We start from the raw sequence: 16,755 nt of genomic DNA on the forward strand, positions 1-16,755 counted from the left end.
CGTCTCGGTTATTGAGGCGGCAAATACTTCAGCGGATCGACAGGCTTACCCTGCCGGCGAACCTCGAAATGCAGCATCACGCGGTCGGCATCGCTATTACCCATCTCGGCGATCTTCTGCCCCTTCGTTACCGCGTCCCCCTCTTTTACCATCAAAGCGCGATTATGTGCATACGCCGTGAGGTAAGTTGCATCGTGTTTGATGATAATGAGGTTGCCGTAGCCGCGCAGGCCGCTGCCCGAGTAGACGACGCGGCCGTCGGCCGCCGCCTTCACGGCCTCGCCGGCCGTGCCGCCGATATTGACACCCTTGTTCTTCGCGTCGTCGAACCCGTTCAGCACGGGGCCGCGCGCGGGCCACGCGAACGTCACGGCGCCGCTCGGAGCTGCCGCCGTGTCGCTCGATCCGGTGGCCGCGGCCGGCGGCGTCGCGAGCGTGGACGACGTGCCGGCGCCCGGCATCGCGGGCCCGCTGCTCAGCGGCGCGGTCGCGACGGCTGCGCCCGCGATCGGCGCGGCGGCCGGTGCGCCCGCAGCCGGTACGCCCGCAGCCGGTACGCCCGCAACCGCGGCGCCGCCCGGCGGCGCGACGCGCAGCAACTGATCGACCTCGATCTGGTTCGGGTTCGTCAGGTTGTTCCACGACGCGATGTCGCGGTAGTTCTGCCCGTTCTCGAGCGCGATCCGGTACAGCGTGTCGCCCGGCTTCACACGGTAGAAGCCAGGCGGCGGCGGGCCGAGCGGCACCGCGGGCTGCGTGGTGGCGGTCGAGCCCAGCGACCCGGAGCGGTCGACGACGGGCGCGTTGTCGAGCCGCGTCGCACAGGCGGCCAGTAGTGTGGAGAACGCGGCTACACAGATCGCGCGCTGGGCGAGTGTGAGCGGTTCCCTGGATCGGTTGTTTTGCATCGCGCGCAACATACTCATCGGTTTCAAATCACTCCGGATTTTAAAGGGACAAAGAAAACGCGATCAAGCCGTGACTCTCGCCATTGCGCGTGCGCGACGCGCTCGACGAGCGTGAGCACCTGGTGCTGCCCGCTCTGCGCGCCGACCGGCGCGACGAGCCGCCCGCCGATCGCGAGCTGCTCGAGCAGCGCCTGCGGCACGTCGAGCCCCGCCGCCGCGATCACGATCGCGTCGAACGGGGCCGCGGACGGCAGACCGACACGCCCGTCGCCGTAGTGCAGACGGATGTTCGGCACGCGCAGCGGCCGCAGGTTCAGCTTCGCGCGCTCGTAGAGCGGCTTGATGCGTTCAATCGAATACACGTCGCGTGCCACGTGGCTCAGCACGGCGGCCTGATAGCCGCAGCCCGTACCGATCTCGAGGACGCGCTCGAGCGTGCGGCCGGCCATCGCGAGCTCGATCATGCGCGCGACGACCGACGGCTTTGAAATTGTTTGCTGATGGCCGATCGGCAACGCCGAATCTTCATAGGCCTGCGTCGCGAGCCCCGGATCCACGAACAGGTGGCGCGGCACCGCGGCCATCGCGTCCAGCACACGCGCGTCGGTCACGCCGTTCGCGCGCAGCCGTTCGACCATCCGCTCGCGCACACGTTCCGACGTGAGCGCGAACGCGCCGGCCGGCGCGACGCTCGGCGCAGCCGGCTTCGGCAGCGCGGGCTTCAGCGCGGTCGGCTTCGGCGCGGTCGCGGGCTTCGCGGCGGCGGAACCCGGCAACGTCGTCCGCACGACAGCGGGCTTCACCGCAACCGGTTTCAGCACGGCCGCGGGCTTGTCGGCGGCCTTCGGCACCGCGACCGCAGCATGGCGTTCGCCGGCCCGACCCTCCGACTTGCGTGGCGCTCGCTTGAGATCTTCGAGCGCGAGCGGGAACCGCTTCGCGCGCTCGCCGCTCATGAAGCCCGCCCTCCGGCGCGCGCCCATTCGCGCGTCGCAGGCAGCATCTGCGTATGCGTGAGGTCGAGCTGCAGCGGCGTGATCGACACGAAACCGTTTGCCACGGCATGGAAATCGGTGCCGTCGCTCGCGTCCAGCGCCGCGCCCGCCGCACCGATCCAGTAGACTGGCTCGCCACGCGGGTCGGTCTGGCGAATCACCGGCTGCGACGGATGACGCTTGCCGAGGCGCGTGACCTTCCAGCCCTTCAGTTCGGCGTACGGCAGGTTCGGAATATTGACGTTCAGCAGCGGCTGGCCCGGCAGCGGATGCGCGAGGTAGTGCTCGACGATTTCCGCGGCGACGCGCGCGGCGTCCGCCAGATGAGCCCAGCCCTTGTCGGCCAGCGAAAATGCGATGGCCGGCACGCCGAACATGATGCCTTCGGTGGCGGCTGCAACTGTCCCCGAATAGAGCGTGTCTTCGCCCATGTTCTGGCCGTTGTTGATCCCCGACACGACGATGTCCGGCCTTGCGTCGGTCATCCCTGTCAGCGCGACGTGCACCGAATCGGTCGGCGTGCCGTTCACGTAGAAGAAACCCGTACCCGGCGCGCGCTGCACCGACAGCGGCCGCGACAACGTGAGGGAATTCGACGCGCCGCTGCAGTTCTGCTCCGGCGCGATCACCGTGAGTTCGGCCAGCGGCTGCAGCGCTTCGCTGAGCGCGGCGAGACCGGGGGCGAGATAGCCGTCGTCGTTGCTGAGTAGGATTCGCATCCGGCGATTGTAACCGAGGAAAGATGGCGCGAGAGCGACAGTCCGGCGGCCGCGGATGGAAGGGTGTGCGCACGCGCACCCGATGCGCCGCCGCGTTGTGCGGCGGTGTTCTGCGCTCTCAAGAAAACGCCGGGCCGCCCCAAGTTTTCCGCCCCGCAGGAAGTCCCCTTGGGGGATGCCCCCGTCGGGGGGCCTGGCACGAAGCGACCGGTCTGGAGGCGCTCAAATCGCGCCCGCGTGGCGCAGCGCGGCAATCGCCTGCACGTCGTAGCCGAGGCCGCGCAACACCTCGTCCGTATGCTCGCCGAGTTCGGGCCCGAGCCAGCGCGTTTCGCCGGGCGTGTCCGACAGCTTGGGCGTGATGTTCGGCAGCGGAATGTCGGTGCCGTCGGCCAGCTTGAAGCGCTGGATCATCTGCCGCGCGACGAACTGCGGATCGGTGAACATGTCGGCGGCGCTGTAGATGCGCCCGGCCGGCACGTCGGCCGCGTTGAGCACGACGAGCGCGTCGTCGATCGTGCGCGGCGCGAGCCACGCGGCAATCGCGTCGTCGATCTCCTGCGTGCGCGGCACGCGCCCGTCGTTTCGCGCCAGCGCGGGATCGTCGGCGAGGTCGTCGCGCTCGATCGCCTTCATCAGCCGCTTGAAGATCGGGTCGCTGTTGCCGCCGATGACGATGCTGCCGTCGCGGCACGCATACGTATTCGACGGAACGATGCCCGGCAGCGACGCGCCGGTGCGCTCGCGCACCATCCCGTACACGCCGTATTCGGGCACCACGCTTTCCATCATGTTGAATACGGCTTCGTACAGTGCAACGTCGACCACCTGCCCCGCACCGCCATTGACCTGGCGGTGATGGAGCGCCATCAGCGCGCCGATCACGCCGTGCAGCGCGGCGATCGAATCGCCGATCGAGATGCCGATGCGCGGCGGCGGCAAATCGGGATAGCCGGTGATGTGGCGCAGCCCGCCCATCGATTCGGCGATCGCGCCGAAGCCGGGCCGGTCGCGGTACGGGCCCGTCTGCCCGTAACCGGACAGGCGCACCATCACGAGGCCCGGGTTGTCGGCCGACAGCACGTCGTAGCCGAGCCCGAGCTTTTCGAGCAGGCCCGGACGGAAGTTCTCGATCACGATGTCGGCCTCGCTCGCGAGCTGCCGCGCGATCGCCTTGCCGGCATCGGCTTTCAGGTTGAGCGTGACCGATTTCTTGTTGCGCGCCTGGACGGACCACCACAGCGACGTGCCGCCCTGCTCCGGGTGGAGCTTGCGCCACTTGCGCAGCGGGTCGCCGCCGTTCGGATCCTCGATCTTGATCACTTCCGCGCCGAATTCGGCGAACAGCCGCGATGCGAACGGCCCCGCGATCAGCGTTCCGAATTCGAGCACTTTGACGCCCGCGAGCGGGCCCTGGCTGGTGCTCATGTGTCTCCCTGGCATGAGGAACGGCGCCGCCTGCAAGCGGCGCCCGGCTTACATCGTGCGGCGGTCGAGCATCGCACGGGCGATGGTGCCCGCGTCGACGTATTCGAGCTCGCCGCCCACCGGCACGCCGCGCGCGAGGCGCGTGACCGCGAGCCCGCGCGCCTTCAGCGTCTGGCCGAGGTAGTGCGCGGTGGCTTCGCCCTCGTTCGTGAAGTTGGTCGCGAGCACGACTTCCTTGACGATTCCGTCGGACGCGCGGCGCACGAGGCGGTCGAAATGGATTTCCTTCGGGCCGATTCCGTCGAGCGGGCTCAGTCGCCCCATCAGCACGAAATACAGCCCGCGGTAAGTCATGGTCTGCTCGAGCATGATCTGGTCGGCAGGCGTCTCGACGACGCACAGCAGCGTCGGATCACGCTCCTCGTCGCTGCAGACCTCGCAGATCTGCGCTTCGGTAAACGTGTTGCACTTCTCGCAGTGCTGCAGGTGCTCGGTCGCGAACAGCAGCGACCGGCCGAGCCGCTCCGCGCCCTCCCGATCGTGCTGCATCAGGTGGACCGCCATGCGCTGCGCGGATTTCGGCCCGACGCCGGGCAGCACGCGCAACGCTTCGACGAGAGCGGACAGGGCGGACGGCTGTTTCATACGGCGGCAAAAAGTGGCACGGACGCCGCGCTCAGAACGGCAGCTTGAAGCCCGGGGGCAGCGGCAGGCCCGACGTCATGCCGCTCATCTTTTCCTGCGACGTCGCTTCGGCCTTGCGCACGGCGTCGTTGAACGCAGCCGCGACGAGATCCTCGAGCATGTCCTTGTCGTCCGCGAGCAGGCTCGGGTCGATCGACACGCGACGCACTTCGTTGCGGCACGTCATCGTCACCTTGACGAGGCCCGCCCCCGACTGCCCTTCGACTTCGATCAGCGCAAGCTGCTCCTGCATCTTCTTCATGTTTTCCTGCATTTGCTGCGCTTGCTTCATCAGTCCGGCGATGTTGCCTTTCAACATGGGAATACTCCTTCGTGATCGTGTGAAAACCGGCACGCGGCGCGTGCCGGCCAATGTGTGCGGGCGTAATTGTGCCTGTCGCGGTGCGGTCAGTTCAATGCAGCGTCGGCGGCGGGCCGTCCGGCGCCGAATCGGCGAGCGGACGCACCGAACCCTCGACGATGCGCGCACCGAAGTCGCGCACGAGCTGCTGGACGAACGGATCGCCGTGAATCTCCTGCTCGGCCTCGCGCTGACGTGCCGCGCGTACGGCCGCATCGAGCGCCGCCGCCGTACGCCGTGCGGGCCCGACCTCGACCGCCACCTCGACCGGCTTGCCGAGCGCGTCGGCCAGCGCGGCCTTCAGCTTTGCCACCTGCGCGGCGTCCGCATACTGCGGCACCGGCACGGAAAGTTTCAAGGTGGTCGCATCGACGGCCGTCAGTTCGCTGTTGAACGCGAGCTGGTACGCGACGCCCTTGAGCGGCAGCTGCGCGGCCAGCGCCGGCCATTCGCCGTCGAAGCCGACCGGATCGAGCGCGATCGCGGGCGGCAACGGGCGCGAGTCGACCGGTGCGGCCGGACGGGCGTCCGCCAGCTTCGGCGTCACGCGCACATCGTCGGGACCGCTGTCGAACACCGGCACGAAGCCATCGTCGGACGGGCCGCCGAACATCTCGTCGGCACTGAGCGGTACGTAGTCGTCCGGCGGGATGTCTTCCCACGGCGGCGAGGCCTGGCGCGAATCGGCCGCCTGCGGCGCACGGGCGGCAGCGCGCGGCGTCGGCACCTGTACGGCGGGACGCGGCGCGGCCGGCTTCTCGGCGGCCGGCTGGGCCGCCGGTTTCGGGGCGGCACCTGCCCGCCCGCGGTCGGACGACACGCGCATCCCCGCATTGCGCAACACGTCGAGCGCGGCGGCGGCACCGCCTGAACGTGCTGCCTGACGTGCGGCCGGCTCGGGCGGCGCAGCACGCGGTGCCGGTTCCGCCGGCGCAGCCGGTTCGTCCGCAACCGGCTCATCGCTTTGCTGCGCAACGGCAACAGCGGCCGGCGGCTCGGGCTCCTTGCGAGCGGGTGGCGGCATATCGCCCGCCGTCGCCGCTTGCGGCGCGGCATCCGTTTCCGGCTGCGGCGTCTCGATAACTTGCGCGTCAACCGAAGCCGGCACGGATGCCTGGACGGCAGCCGGCTTCGCGGCCGGCCGGCCTGCTTCGTCGCCGGACTGCGCCGGTGCCGGTGCTGGTGCTGGTGCCGGCGCTGAACGCGCAACCGGCGCAGCGGGTGCGTCAACCTGCGGACGCACTGCCTCGGCGGGCACAGCCGATACCGGCTTCGCCGCAGCGGCCGATGCCGCGGCAGCGCGCGGGACCGGCACGGCACGCGGCACGGACGGCTGGCCGCCCGGCGCACTGCCGGCGGCAACCGCCGGTTCGAACGCGAGCATCCGCAGCAGCGTCATCGTGAAACCGGCGTATTCGTCCGGAGCCAGGCCGAGCTCCGCGCGACCGACCGTCGCGATCTGATAGAACAGCTGAACCTGTTCGGGGCTCAGCGTCTCGGCGAAGCGGCGCAGGTCGGCCGCTTCCGGCCATTCGTCGAGCACCGAGCCCGGCGCGAACTGCGCCCACGCGATCCGGTGCAGCAAGCTCGCGAGATCCTGCAACGCCGTCGAGAACGACAGGCTGCGCAGCGACATCTCGTCGGCAATCGCGAGGATTTCCGGGCCGCTGCCGGCCGCGAGCGCGTCGAGCAGGCGCACCATGTAAGTCTGGTCGAGCGCGCCGAGCATGCCCGACACGGCCGACTCGGTCACCTCGTTCGCCGAATAGGCGATCGCCTGGTCGGTGAGGGACAGCGCGTCGCGCATGCTGCCCTGCGCGGCGCGCGCGAGCAGGCGCAGCGCCTGCGACTCGAACGTGATCTGCTCTTCGCCGAGGATCCGTTCGAGATGCGACACGATGTGCCCGGCCGGCATCTGTTTCAGGTTGAACTGCAGGCAGCGCGACAGCACGGTGACGGGGATTTTCTGCGGATCGGTCGTCGCGAGGATGAACTTGACGTGCGGCGGCGGCTCTTCGAGCGTCTTCAGCATCGCGTTGAACGCGTGATTCGTCAGCATGTGCACTTCGTCGATCATGTAGACCTTGAAGCGCGCATCGACGGGCGCGTACACCGCGCGCTCGAGCAGCGCGGCCATCTCGTCGACGCCACGGTTGCTCGCGGCATCCATCTCGACGTAATCGACGAAACGGCCTTCGTCGATCTCGCGACAGGCACGGCACACGCCGCACGGCTGCGACGTGACGCCGGTTTCACAGTTGAGTGCCTTCGCGAAGATCCGCGACAGCGTCGTCTTGCCGACACCGCGGGTTCCGGTAAACAGATAGGCGTGATGGAGACGCCCGCCGTCGAGCGCGTGCGTGAGCGCCCTGACGACGTGCTCCTGGCCGACGAGCGAAGCGAAATCCTTCGGACGCCACTTGCGTGCGAGAACTTGATAGGTCATCGGGAAATTGTATCAGTAACGCTGCGTCGCGCCGACACGCGAAACGGTGCGGAAGACGGGCAAAGCGCAGGTAAAACGGAGTGTGCCGCAGAAATAAAAAACGCCCGGCGAACGGGGCGAGAAGAAAGGTGACGAGCCCGACCCTCGGCACTGGCAGAAAACGATTGTGGCTGCTTCGTTCCCGACCTGACCAGGTTCACCGCCCCACCATGCGAGGAGGCCCGTCACGACATATTCTATCACCGCTTCCGGATGAATGCGACCGTTTGTTCGCATCAATGCGAACGGCCGGGCAAACCGTCGCGCATCCGGCCGCACGAATCGCATGCGTGCCCGCCCCCTTGTAATTTGCGAGCCGGCCTCCACCTGCAGGGCACAACGGTCGAACGTCGCGTCGTACCCCTACTCGCGAAGCGGCTACTATCGCCGCCCGCAGCAGATAGCAAATTAGGCTAATATGACGCCCGAACGACCCGCGAGCCGCGGCATGCAGCGCTTACGCCCTTCCTTTACGTAGAGCGGAGCGACCTGCCGCAGCGGCCGGCAGCCAACGGCGGCCGGCACGCCGCAACGCGCAAGCAGGCAGTCCCCGAACCTGTAAGAGGTATTGACCCAATGAGCGAACAGATCAAACACATCAGCGACGCATCGTTCGAACAGGACGTCGTCAAGTCCGACAAGCCCGTGCTCGTCGATTTCTGGGCCGAATGGTGCGGCCCGTGCAAGATGATCGCCCCGATCCTCGACGAAGTCGCGAAGGATTACGGCGACAAGCTGCAGATCGCGAAGATCAACGTCGACGACAACCAGGCAACGCCTGCGAAATTCGGCGTGCGCGGCATCCCGACGCTGATCCTGTTCAAGAACGGCGCGGCCGCCGCGCAGAAGGTCGGCGCGCTGTCGAAGTCGCAGCTCACCGCATTCCTGGACAGCCACCTGTAATACCGGCAGTTCCGCGGACGTGTTGTCAACCGGCAACACGTCCGTCATCAAGCCGCCGATCGGCCGCTCAAGCGCGAATCGGCCTATGCTAGAATTAAAAAACGTCTACAAGACGCATTTAAGTCTCTGAGCGCCTCCGCTCGCCCTCCTCCCTTTATTTCTTTCGTCGCTTCTCCTCCCTGGCGGGTTCCCCGTATGCATTTATCCGAGCTCAAGTCTCTGCACGTCTCCGAACTGATCGAAATGGCCAATGGCCTCGAGATCGAAAACGCGAACCGCCTGCGCAAGCAGGAGTTGATGTTCGCCATTCTCAAAAAGCGCGCCAAGACGGGAGAGACGATCTTCGGCGACGGTACGCTCGAAGTGCTGCCGGACGGCTTTGGCTTCCTGCGCTCGCCGGAAATGTCGTACCTCGCGAGCACCGACGACATCTATATCAGCCCGTCGCAGATCCGACGCTTCAACCTGCACACCGGCGACACCATCGAAGGTGAAGTCCGTACGCCGAAGGACGGCGAGCGCTATTTCGCGCTGGTGAAGGTCGACAAAGTCAACGGGCAGCCGCCCGAGGCCTCGAAACACAAGATCATGTTCGAGAACCTCACGCCGCTGCACCCGAACAAGCCGCTCTCCCTCGAGCGCGAAATGCGCGGCGAGGAAAACGTCACGGGCCGCATCATCGATATGATCGCGCCGATCGGCAAGGGCCAGCGCGGCCTGCTCGTCGCGTCGCCGAAGTCGGGCAAGACCGTGATGCTCCAGCACATCGCGCACGCGATCAAGCAGAACCACCCGGACGTGATCCTGTTCGTGCTGCTGATCGACGAGCGCCCTGAAGAAGTGACCGAAATGCAGCGCTCGGTCGCCGGCGAAGTGATCGCATCGACGTTCGACGAACCGGCCACGCGCCACGTGCAAGTCGCCGAAATGGTGATCGAGAAGGCCAAGCGCCTCGTCGAAATGAAGCACGACGTCGTGATCCTGCTCGACTCGATCACGCGTCTCGCACGCGCGTACAACACCGTGATCCCGGCGTCGGGCAAGGTGCTGACGGGCGGTGTCGACGCGAACGCACTGCAGCGTCCGAAGCGCTTCTTCGGTGCGGCGCGCAACATCGAGGAAGGCGGTTCGCTGACGATCATCGGCACCGCGCTGATCGAAACCGGCAGCCGCATGGACGACGTGATCTACGAAGAGTTCAAGGGCACCGGCAACATGGAAGTGCACCTCGAGCGCCGTCTCGCGGAAAAGCGCGTCTATCCGTCGATCAACCTGAACAAGTCGGGCACGCGCCGCGAGGAAATGCTGATCAAGCCCGAGATCCTTCAGAAGATCTGGGTGCTGCGCAAGTTCATCCACGACATGGACGAAGTCGAGGCAATGGAATTCCTGCTCGACAAGATCCGCCAGACGAAGAGCAACTCCGAGTTCTTCGACCTGATGCGCCGCGGCGGCTGATCGCCCCCGCCCCGCAACGAACGGCCGCCCGTGCATCTTGCTCGGCGGCCGTTTTTCGATCCCAACCTGAACGTGAACGTACAGGTTGATCTATAATCGCGCCATCGCCCCGACCGAATCCTCCGCTTCCCGATGCCGAACGACGCCTCCACCCCATTGCTGACCGTGAGCGATGCCGCGTCGCGGCTCGGCGTCACGCCGCGCACGCTGAAGTATTACGAAGAGCGCGGGCTCGTCACGCCGTCGCGCAGCGAAGGCCGCTACCGCCTCTACGACGAAGCCGACCTCGAGCGCTTCGCGCGCATCCTGCGGCTGCGCGCGCTCGGCTTCTCGCTGCACGGCATCACCGAAATGCTGAAGCGTCCGCTGGAAGAAACGGGTGACGGCCGGCGCCGCTATTCGGATGCGTCGCTGCGCGACATTCGCACCGGCCTCGCCGAGCAGATCGGCACGCTCGACCGGCGGATCGCGGCCGTCCAGCGCGAACTGAAGGAAGCCGTCGCGCTGCGCAAGGAACTGCAGCACGACATCGACTACGTCGAGCGGCGTCTCGCCGGCGAAAACCCCGATGCACTGATCGCGCAGCGACAGGCCGAAGCCGGAACGCGGCGCACGCGCAAGGATCGCGAATGAACGCGGTGCCCGGTCGCTCGCCGCTGTGGAGCCGCGCGAACCTGCGCGCGGACCTGTTCCCGTGGGCGCTCGCGCTCGTCACCGGCATCGACTACTTCGACAACGCGGTCTTCTCGTTCTTCGCGAGCTATATCGCGGGCGGCATCAACGCATCGCCCGACGAACTCGTCTGGTCGTCGAGCGCGTACGCGGTCACGGCCGTGCTCGGCATCCTGCAGCAGCAATGGTGGGTCGACCGGCTCGGGCATCGCCGCTACGTCGCCGGCTGCATGCTGATGTTCTCGTTCGGCGCGATCGCGGCCGCCCTCGCCGATACGTCGCTGGAACTCGCGTTCGCGCGCGGTTTCCAGGGGTATTTCATCGGCCCGATGATGGGTGCGTGCCGGATCCTGATCCAGATCAGTTTCAAGCCGCAGGAACGGCCGCCCGCGACGCGGGCGTTCCTGATCATGATCCTGCTCGGCAGCGCGCTCGCGCCGATCGTCGGCGGGCTGCTCGTCGCGCATTCGACGTGGCGCGCGCTGTTCGCGTGCACGGCGCCGGCCGGCATCGCGTTCGCGATCCTCGCGCTGCTCACGCTGCCCGATTCGGGCAGGACGCCCGACGACGAACGCGGCTCCGGACACTTCTGGCCGTATCTCGTGTTCGCGCTGGCGCAAGGCGCGCTGCAGATCGTGCTGCAGCAGGTGCATTACCAGCTCTACAGCGGCTCGCCGATGCTGATCCTGCTGACGATCGCGGGGGTCGGCGCGCTCGCGTGGTTTGCGTATCACCAGTGGAATCATCCGACGCCGCTCGTGCGGCTGCATGCGTTCCGCGAGCGGACGTTCCAGGTCGGGCTGCTGCTCTACATGTTCTATTACTACGAGACGACGGGTTTCAGTTACCTGACATCGCGGCTTCTCGAAGGCGGGCTCGGCTATCCGGTCGAGAACGCCGGGCGCCTGGTGGGTACGATGTCGCTGATTTCAGCCACCGCGCTGTTCGCCTACCTGCGCTACGCGAAATTCGTCACGCACAAGAAGTGGTTTGTCGTGCCGGGGTTCGCGATCGCCATCACGGCCGCGCTGTGGATGACGCGCATGACGCCGCAGGTCGGCGAAGCCGCGCTGATCGTCCCGCTGCTGCTGCGCGGGCTGCTGCTGCTCTTCATCGTGCTGCCGGTGGCCAACCTGACGTTCCGGATCTTCGCGATCGACGAATACACGCACGGCTACCGGCTGAAGAACATCGTGCGGCAACTGACGATCTCGTTCGCGACGTCGTCGGTGATCATCGTCGAGCAGCACCGCGTGGCCGTGCACCAGACGCGGCTCGTCGAGCGCGCGAACGTGTTCGACCCGCTATTTCAGCAGACCGTCGACACCCTCACGCGCAGCTATGCGGCAGCCGGCCACGCGCTGAACGAGGCGCACGGCCTCGCGATCGCCGCCATCGCCCGAATGGTCGCGCAACAGGCGTCGTTCCTCGCGTCGCTCGACGGCTTTTACTTCCTTGCGGGCGTTGCGCTCGTCGGCGGCCTCTTCGCAGCATGGCAAAAAGAGATCGATTGAGTTAAAAGACAGGCTTTGGATTACCATCCGCCGCCTCCATGCTCTCGAAACTGACCCGCTGGTTCGACGACCGCCGCCGCGACCGCGCACTGCGCAGCCACCCGATCTCCGATGCGCTGTGGCAGGAAACCATCGAGCGCCTGCCGTTCCTCGCGACGCTGTCGCCCGACGCGCTCGGCCGGCTACGCGAGCTGACGAGCCTGTTCGTCGCGAAGAAATCGTTTTCGACCGCGCACGGGCTCGAGCTGACCGACGCGATGATCGTCGCGATCGCCGCGCAGGCCTGCCTGCCCGTGCTGAATCTCGACCTGTCGCTGTACGACGGCTGGGTCGGCGTCGTCGTGTATCCGGGCGAATTCGTGATCCGCAAGACCGTGCAGGACGAGGACGGCGTGGTCCACGAAGTCGAGCAGGATGCGAGCGGCGAGGCATGGGAAGGCGGCCCCGTGATCCTGTCGTGGGAAGACGCGCAGATGACGGACGGCCACGACGCGTACAACGTCGTGATCCACGAGTTCGCGCACAAGATCGACATGGTCAACGGCTCGGCCGACGGCTATCCGCCCCTGTTTCGCCGCTGGCACGCGCCGCACCTCGACGCGCAGGCGTGGGCCGACGTGTTCGAGCATGCGTACGACCAGTTCTGCGCGCGCGTCGACGCGGTGCCGGACCGCGCGTGGGCGCGCTTCGAGCGGGAATCGCTGATCGATCCGTATGCGGCCGACCACCCGTCGGAATTCTTCGCGGTGTGCAGCGAAGCGCTGTTCGTGCGGCCGCGCGCGTTCGAGGCCGAATTTCCGGAGCTGTACCGGCTGCTCGCCCGCTACTATCGGCAGGATCCGGCCGGCACCGGCGCGCTCGACGCACCATGAAAATTATTCGCCAACCATCTGATTTTCTGGCATAATCGCCGTTTTTCGACCTTAGGCAAGTGGCTCGCGCCGAGCTTGGCGTGGTCTGGTACGCGCGATTCGCGCGATCCGGCACGACAAGCGGCGGGTTGGCTACCGCTCTCACCAAGGAAAGACCATGAAAGAAGGCATCCACCCGAATTACCGCGAAGTCGTCTTCCAAGACATGTCGAACGGCTTCAAGTTCATCACGCGCTCGACGATCCAGACGCGTGAAAACATCGAACTCGACGGCAAGACCTACCCGCTCGCCAAGATCGAAGTGTCGTCGGAATCGCACTCGTTCTACACGGGCCAGCAAAAGATCATGGACACGGCCGGCCGTGTCGAGAAGTTCAAGAACAAGTTCGGCGTACGCGCCAGCGGCAAGGCGAAGTAAGCTTCGCACCGCATCCGGTGGTTGCATCGCACCGGTATCGCACAAAAGGGCAGCCCAGGCTGCCCTTTTTTGTCTCTGCTCGCCCGGAAACCGCCGGCCGGCGCCCGGGCATCGACCTGACGCGCAACAGCCGGCGCGTCTACAATGCCGGATGCTCGAAACCGGCTCGACCGCTCGCAACCGCGCCGGCCGCCCGCCCATAATAAATCGCTCATCTGCATGAAGCCTGTCGTCCGTCTCACCGCCTCCGCCACGCGTGCGCTGCCGCGCTGGCTGCTGCTCACGCTCTGCCTCGTCTACGCGGCGTTCGGCCTGTTCGGCCGCGACCCGTGGAAAAACGAGGACGCGGCGGGCTTCGGCGTGATGTGGACGATGGCCAAGGGCGGCTGGCACGACTGGCTGCTGCCGAACCTGGTCGGCAAGTTCATCACGACCGACGGGCCGCTCGGCTACTGGCTCGGCGCGCTGTCGATCCGCGGCCTCGGCCCGTGGGTCGATGCGAGCAACGCGTCGCGCGTCGATACGGGCGTGCTGTTCTGCGTCGCGTGCGCGTTCGTCTGGTACGCGGCCTACCTGCTCGGCCGGCGCGCCGAAGTCCAGCCGTTCAAGTACGCATTCGGCGGCGAACCCGAGCCGCGTGATTATGGCCGCACGCTCGCCGACGGCGCGCTGCTGGTCCTCGTCGCGTGCTTCGGCCTCGCGGAACGCGGGCACGAGACGACGCCGCAGCTCGCGCAGTTCGCGTGGATCGCGATGCTCGTCTACGGGATCGTGCGCGGCATCGACAAGCCGATGCAGGGCGCACTGTGGTGGGGCCTCGCGATCGGCCTCGTCGCGCTGTCCGGCAACCCCGTGCTGGTCGTCGCGCTGCTCGCCGGCACGGCCGCGCTGTGGCTCGTCACGCCCGAGATGCGCAACCTGCGCCTGCCGCTGGTCGGCGTGCCGCTCGCGGCCGCGATCTTCGCGTTGTGGCCGCTTGCCGCGTTCGTCGCGGCGCCCGACGATGCCGCCTGGTTCTTCAACCAGTGGATTCACGGCAGCCTGATGCGCTTTTCGGGCCCGCCGACCGCCGTGCTCGGGTATGCAGCGAAGAACCTGCCGCTGTTCACGTGGCCCGCGTGGCCGCTCGCGATCTGGGCCTGGTGGAGCTGGGCCGGCATGCGCCGCCGCGCGCATATCGCGATTCCGCTGTCGGTCGCCGTGCCGCTCGTCGCGCTCGTGATCCTGCAGAGCCAGCAATCGAACCGCATGTACATGCTGCTGCTGCCGCCGCTCGCGGTGCTCGCGACGTTCGCGCTGCCGACCCTCAAGCGCGGCGCGATCAACGCGATCGACTGGTTCGCGGTGCTGAGCTTCACGATCCTCGGCACCTTCGTGTGGCTCGTGTGGCTCGCGTCGCTCACGGGCTTCCCGCATCCGCTCGCGCGCAACCTCGCGCGCCTGGTGCCCGGCTACGAGCCGCATTTCAAGATCCTGTCGTTCATCTGCGCGGTGGTCGTCACGGTGTGCTGGTGCGTGCTGGTGCGCTGGCGCATCTCGCGGCAGCCGAAGGTGCTGTGGCGCAGCGTCGTGCTGTCGGGCGCGGGCACCACGCTGATGTGGGTGCTGCTGATGACGCTATGGCTGCCGATCGTCAACTACGGCCGGACCTATCGCGATGTCGCGCAGCAGATCGCGGTGCACCTGCCGTCCGACTATGAGTGCATCTCGCCCGTGCGGCTCGGCGATGCGCAGATCGCAACCTTTGCGTATTTCGGCGACATGCACTTCGACTTCTCCGGCGACTGCGACGTGATCCTGCGCCAGGACCGCGCGGACTTCGGCGAGCCGAGCGCGATGTCGCAATACGTATGGCGTCTCGTGTGGGAAGGTCGCCGCGTCGCCGACCGCGACGAACGCTTCCGTCTGTACGAGCGCATCGAACGGCCGAAGACGCCCGTCAAGCGGCGTCCGCCGCGCCGCCAGGCGGCCGATTGACGATGTTCGGCGACATCCGCCGGATCGTCGGTCTTGCGTGGCCGGTGCTCGTCGGCCAGCTTGCAATCATCGCGTTCGGCGTGATCGACACTGCGATGGTCGGCCGCTACTCGGCCGTCGATCTGGCCGCACTCGGGCTCGGCTCATCGATCTACGTCTCGATCTATATCGGCCTGACGGGCATCCTGTCCGCGCTGCAGCCGATCACCGGGCAGCTGTATGGCGCGCGGCGCTATGCCGAGATCGGCGAGGAGGTGCGCCAGGCGCTGTGGCTCGCGCTGCTGCTCGCGGTGCCCGGCTTTCTGCTGCTGCATTTTCCCGAATTCCTGCTGCGCGTCGCGCACGCGCCCGCCGCGCTGCACGACCGCACCGTCGACTACCTGCGCATCCTGTCGTACGGGCTGCCCGCCAGCCTCGTATTCCGCATCTACAACGCGCTGACCAACGCGGCCGGCAAGCCGCGTCTCGCGATGATCCTGCAGATCGGCGCGCTGCTGCTCAAGTTTCCGCTCAACGTGTGGTTCATCTTCGGCGGGTTCGGCGTGCCGGCCCTCGGCGGCCCGGGCTGTGGGCTCGCGAGCACGCTGATCAACTGGGCGCTCGCGCTGATCGGCTACACGCTGCTCGCAAAGCTCGACGTGTTCGCGCCGCTCGCGATCTTCTCGCGCTTTTGCTGGCCCGTCTGGGAGCGCCAGAAGGCGATCCTGAAACTCGGGCTGCCGATGGGCCTGTCGTACCTGATCGAGGTCACGTCGTACACGTGCATGGCGCTTTTCATCGCGCAGTTCGGCACGACGACGCTCGCCGGCCACCAGATCGCCGGCAACATCGGTGCGGTGCTGTACATGACGCCGCTGTCGATCGGCGTGGCGGCCTCGACGCTGGTCGCGCGCGCGCTCGGCGCCGGACGTCCCGAAGAAGCACGGCTGCTCGGCCGGCACAGCGTGATATTCGCGTGCGGCATTGCCGCCACCTACGGCGTGCTCGTGTTGACGCTGCGCCCGCTGATCGTCAGCGGCTATACACCGAACCCGGCCGTCGCCGCGGCCGCGATGCCGCTCGTTGCGATCGTCGCGTGCTATCACTGCTTCGATGCGCTGCAGGTCACGTCGGCCTTCGTGCTGCGCGCATACAAGGTGGCGATCGTGCCGACCGTGATCTATGCGGTCGCGCTGTGGGGCGTCGGACTCAGCGGCGGCTACATGCTCGGCTTCGACGTGGGCGGCATCGCGCCCGCGTGGCTGACGGGCGCGCGCGGCTTCTGGTTCGCGAACACGATCAGCCTGATGCTCGCGGGCGCCGGGCTCGTGCTGTACCTGCGCCACGTCAGTCGTGCGCATGTAGCCGCCCACGCCTGACGC

Annotated in this window: 15 protein-coding genes and 1 other RNA gene; 8 read left to right on the forward strand and 8 right to left on the reverse strand. The window is 67.1% G+C overall.

Annotated elements, in window-relative coordinates:
• Positions 1-8 precede the first annotated feature (8 nt).
• The 8 genes from CUJ89_RS10155 to ffs all read right to left on the reverse strand — a co-directional run bounded on the left by CUJ89_RS10155 (position 9) and on the right by ffs (position 7,767).
• Positions 9-926, reverse strand: a complete 918-nt coding sequence (locus tag CUJ89_RS10155) for a peptidoglycan DD-metalloendopeptidase family protein (RefSeq protein ID WP_114177217.1) — start codon at positions 924-926, stop codon at positions 9-11.
• 5 nt (positions 927-931) lie between these two features.
• Entirely contained in the window at positions 932-1,864 is a 933-nt protein-coding gene (locus tag CUJ89_RS10160; protein WP_114178572.1) for a protein-L-isoaspartate(D-aspartate) O-methyltransferase, read from the reverse strand.
• Positions 1,861-2,622 (reverse strand): 5'/3'-nucleotidase SurE, encoded by a 762-nt coding sequence (surE, locus tag CUJ89_RS10165; protein WP_114177218.1) that lies wholly within the window; start codon positions 2,620-2,622, stop codon positions 1,861-1,863. Before surE ends, CUJ89_RS10160 begins: the two co-directional genes overlap by 4 nt.
• Before the next feature lie 222 nt (positions 2,623-2,844).
• Positions 2,845-4,050 (reverse strand): CaiB/BaiF CoA transferase family protein, encoded by a 1,206-nt coding sequence (locus CUJ89_RS10170; RefSeq protein WP_114177219.1) that lies wholly within the window; start codon positions 4,048-4,050, stop codon positions 2,845-2,847.
• Positions 4,051-4,098: 48 nt separating this feature from the next.
• Positions 4,099-4,695, reverse strand: a complete 597-nt coding sequence (gene recR / locus CUJ89_RS10175; protein WP_034181272.1) for a recombination mediator RecR — start codon at positions 4,693-4,695, stop codon at positions 4,099-4,101.
• A 31-nt stretch (positions 4,696-4,726) separates the two neighbouring features.
• Entirely contained in the window at positions 4,727-5,053 is a 327-nt protein-coding gene (locus tag CUJ89_RS10180; RefSeq protein ID WP_114177220.1) for a YbaB/EbfC family nucleoid-associated protein, read from the reverse strand.
• 94 nt (positions 5,054-5,147) lie between these two features.
• Entirely contained in the window at positions 5,148-7,541 is a 2,394-nt protein-coding gene (locus CUJ89_RS10185) for a DNA polymerase III subunit gamma/tau (RefSeq protein ID WP_114177221.1), read from the reverse strand.
• Positions 7,542-7,668: 127 nt separating this feature from the next.
• Positions 7,669-7,767, reverse strand: an RNA gene (gene ffs, locus CUJ89_RS10190) — signal recognition particle sRNA small type.
• A 389-nt stretch (positions 7,768-8,156) separates the two neighbouring features.
• On the opposite strand from ffs, the gene trxA reads away from it, so the two are divergent.
• The 8 genes from trxA to CUJ89_RS10235 all read left to right on the forward strand — a co-directional run bounded on the left by trxA (position 8,157) and on the right by CUJ89_RS10235 (position 16,752).
• On the forward strand, positions 8,157-8,483 hold the full coding sequence (gene trxA / locus CUJ89_RS10195; protein ID WP_006402348.1) for a thioredoxin TrxA: 327 nt from the start codon (positions 8,157-8,159) through the stop codon (positions 8,481-8,483).
• 195 nt (positions 8,484-8,678) lie between these two features.
• Complete coding sequence (gene rho / locus CUJ89_RS10200; RefSeq protein ID WP_006478662.1) at positions 8,679-9,941, forward strand: transcription termination factor Rho; 1,263 nt, start codon at positions 8,679-8,681, stop codon at positions 9,939-9,941.
• A gap of 132 nt (positions 9,942-10,073) precedes the next feature.
• A complete protein-coding gene (locus CUJ89_RS10205) occupies positions 10,074-10,574 on the forward strand; it encodes a MerR family transcriptional regulator (protein WP_114177222.1) in 501 nt (166 codons plus the stop codon).
• Positions 10,571-12,127 (forward strand): MFS transporter, encoded by a 1,557-nt coding sequence (locus CUJ89_RS10210; RefSeq protein WP_114177223.1) that lies wholly within the window; start codon positions 10,571-10,573, stop codon positions 12,125-12,127. The genes CUJ89_RS10205 and CUJ89_RS10210 overlap by 4 nt, the downstream gene beginning before the upstream one ends.
• A gap of 38 nt (positions 12,128-12,165) precedes the next feature.
• Positions 12,166-12,999, forward strand: coding sequence for a zinc-dependent peptidase (locus CUJ89_RS10215; RefSeq protein ID WP_114177224.1), 834 nt, complete (start codon positions 12,166-12,168; stop codon positions 12,997-12,999).
• A 157-nt stretch (positions 13,000-13,156) separates the two neighbouring features.
• Positions 13,157-13,417 (forward strand): type B 50S ribosomal protein L31, encoded by a 261-nt coding sequence (locus CUJ89_RS10220; RefSeq protein ID WP_006753671.1) that lies wholly within the window; start codon positions 13,157-13,159, stop codon positions 13,415-13,417.
• 144 nt (positions 13,418-13,561) lie between these two features.
• A complete protein-coding gene (locus CUJ89_RS10230; protein ID WP_114177225.1) occupies positions 13,562-15,394 on the forward strand; it encodes an ArnT family glycosyltransferase in 1,833 nt (610 codons plus the stop codon).
• Between the two features lie 2 nt (positions 15,395-15,396).
• Positions 15,397-16,752 carry an MATE family efflux transporter gene (locus tag CUJ89_RS10235; protein WP_114177226.1) on the forward strand — a complete coding sequence of 452 codons (1,356 nt, stop codon included), beginning with the start codon at positions 15,397-15,399 and terminating at the stop codon, positions 16,750-16,752.
• The last annotated feature ends 3 nt before the right edge of the window (positions 16,753-16,755 follow it).

The sequence above is a fragment of the Burkholderia pyrrocinia genome (assembly GCF_003330765.1).
Taxonomy (GTDB): domain Bacteria; phylum Pseudomonadota; class Gammaproteobacteria; order Burkholderiales; family Burkholderiaceae; genus Burkholderia; species Burkholderia pyrrocinia_B.

Coding starts and splice junctions, on each gene's coding strand:
- CUJ89_RS10155 (WP_114177217.1), bottom strand. CDS start 926: ATGAGTATGTTGCGCGCGATGCAAAACAACCGATCCAGGGAACCGCTC.
- CUJ89_RS10160 (WP_114178572.1), bottom strand. CDS start 1,864: ATGAGCGGCGAGCGCGCGAAGCGGTTCCCGCTCGCGCTCGAAGATCTC.
- surE (WP_114177218.1), bottom strand. CDS start 2,622: ATGCGAATCCTACTCAGCAACGACGACGGCTATCTCGCCCCCGGTCTC.
- CUJ89_RS10170 (WP_114177219.1), bottom strand. CDS start 4,050: ATGAGCACCAGCCAGGGCCCGCTCGCGGGCGTCAAAGTGCTCGAATTC.
- recR (WP_034181272.1), bottom strand. CDS start 4,695: ATGAAACAGCCGTCCGCCCTGTCCGCTCTCGTCGAAGCGTTGCGCGTG.
- CUJ89_RS10180 (WP_114177220.1), bottom strand. CDS start 5,053: ATGTTGAAAGGCAACATCGCCGGACTGATGAAGCAAGCGCAGCAAATG.
- CUJ89_RS10185 (WP_114177221.1), bottom strand. CDS start 7,541: ATGACCTATCAAGTTCTCGCACGCAAGTGGCGTCCGAAGGATTTCGCT.
- trxA (WP_006402348.1), top strand. CDS start 8,157: ATGAGCGAACAGATCAAACACATCAGCGACGCATCGTTCGAACAGGAC.
- rho (WP_006478662.1), top strand. CDS start 8,679: ATGCATTTATCCGAGCTCAAGTCTCTGCACGTCTCCGAACTGATCGAA.
- CUJ89_RS10205 (WP_114177222.1), top strand. CDS start 10,074: ATGCCGAACGACGCCTCCACCCCATTGCTGACCGTGAGCGATGCCGCG.
- CUJ89_RS10210 (WP_114177223.1), top strand. CDS start 10,571: ATGAACGCGGTGCCCGGTCGCTCGCCGCTGTGGAGCCGCGCGAACCTG.
- CUJ89_RS10215 (WP_114177224.1), top strand. CDS start 12,166: ATGCTCTCGAAACTGACCCGCTGGTTCGACGACCGCCGCCGCGACCGC.
- CUJ89_RS10220 (WP_006753671.1), top strand. CDS start 13,157: ATGAAAGAAGGCATCCACCCGAATTACCGCGAAGTCGTCTTCCAAGAC.
- CUJ89_RS10230 (WP_114177225.1), top strand. CDS start 13,562: ATGCCGGATGCTCGAAACCGGCTCGACCGCTCGCAACCGCGCCGGCCG.
- CUJ89_RS10235 (WP_114177226.1), top strand. CDS start 15,397: ATGTTCGGCGACATCCGCCGGATCGTCGGTCTTGCGTGGCCGGTGCTC.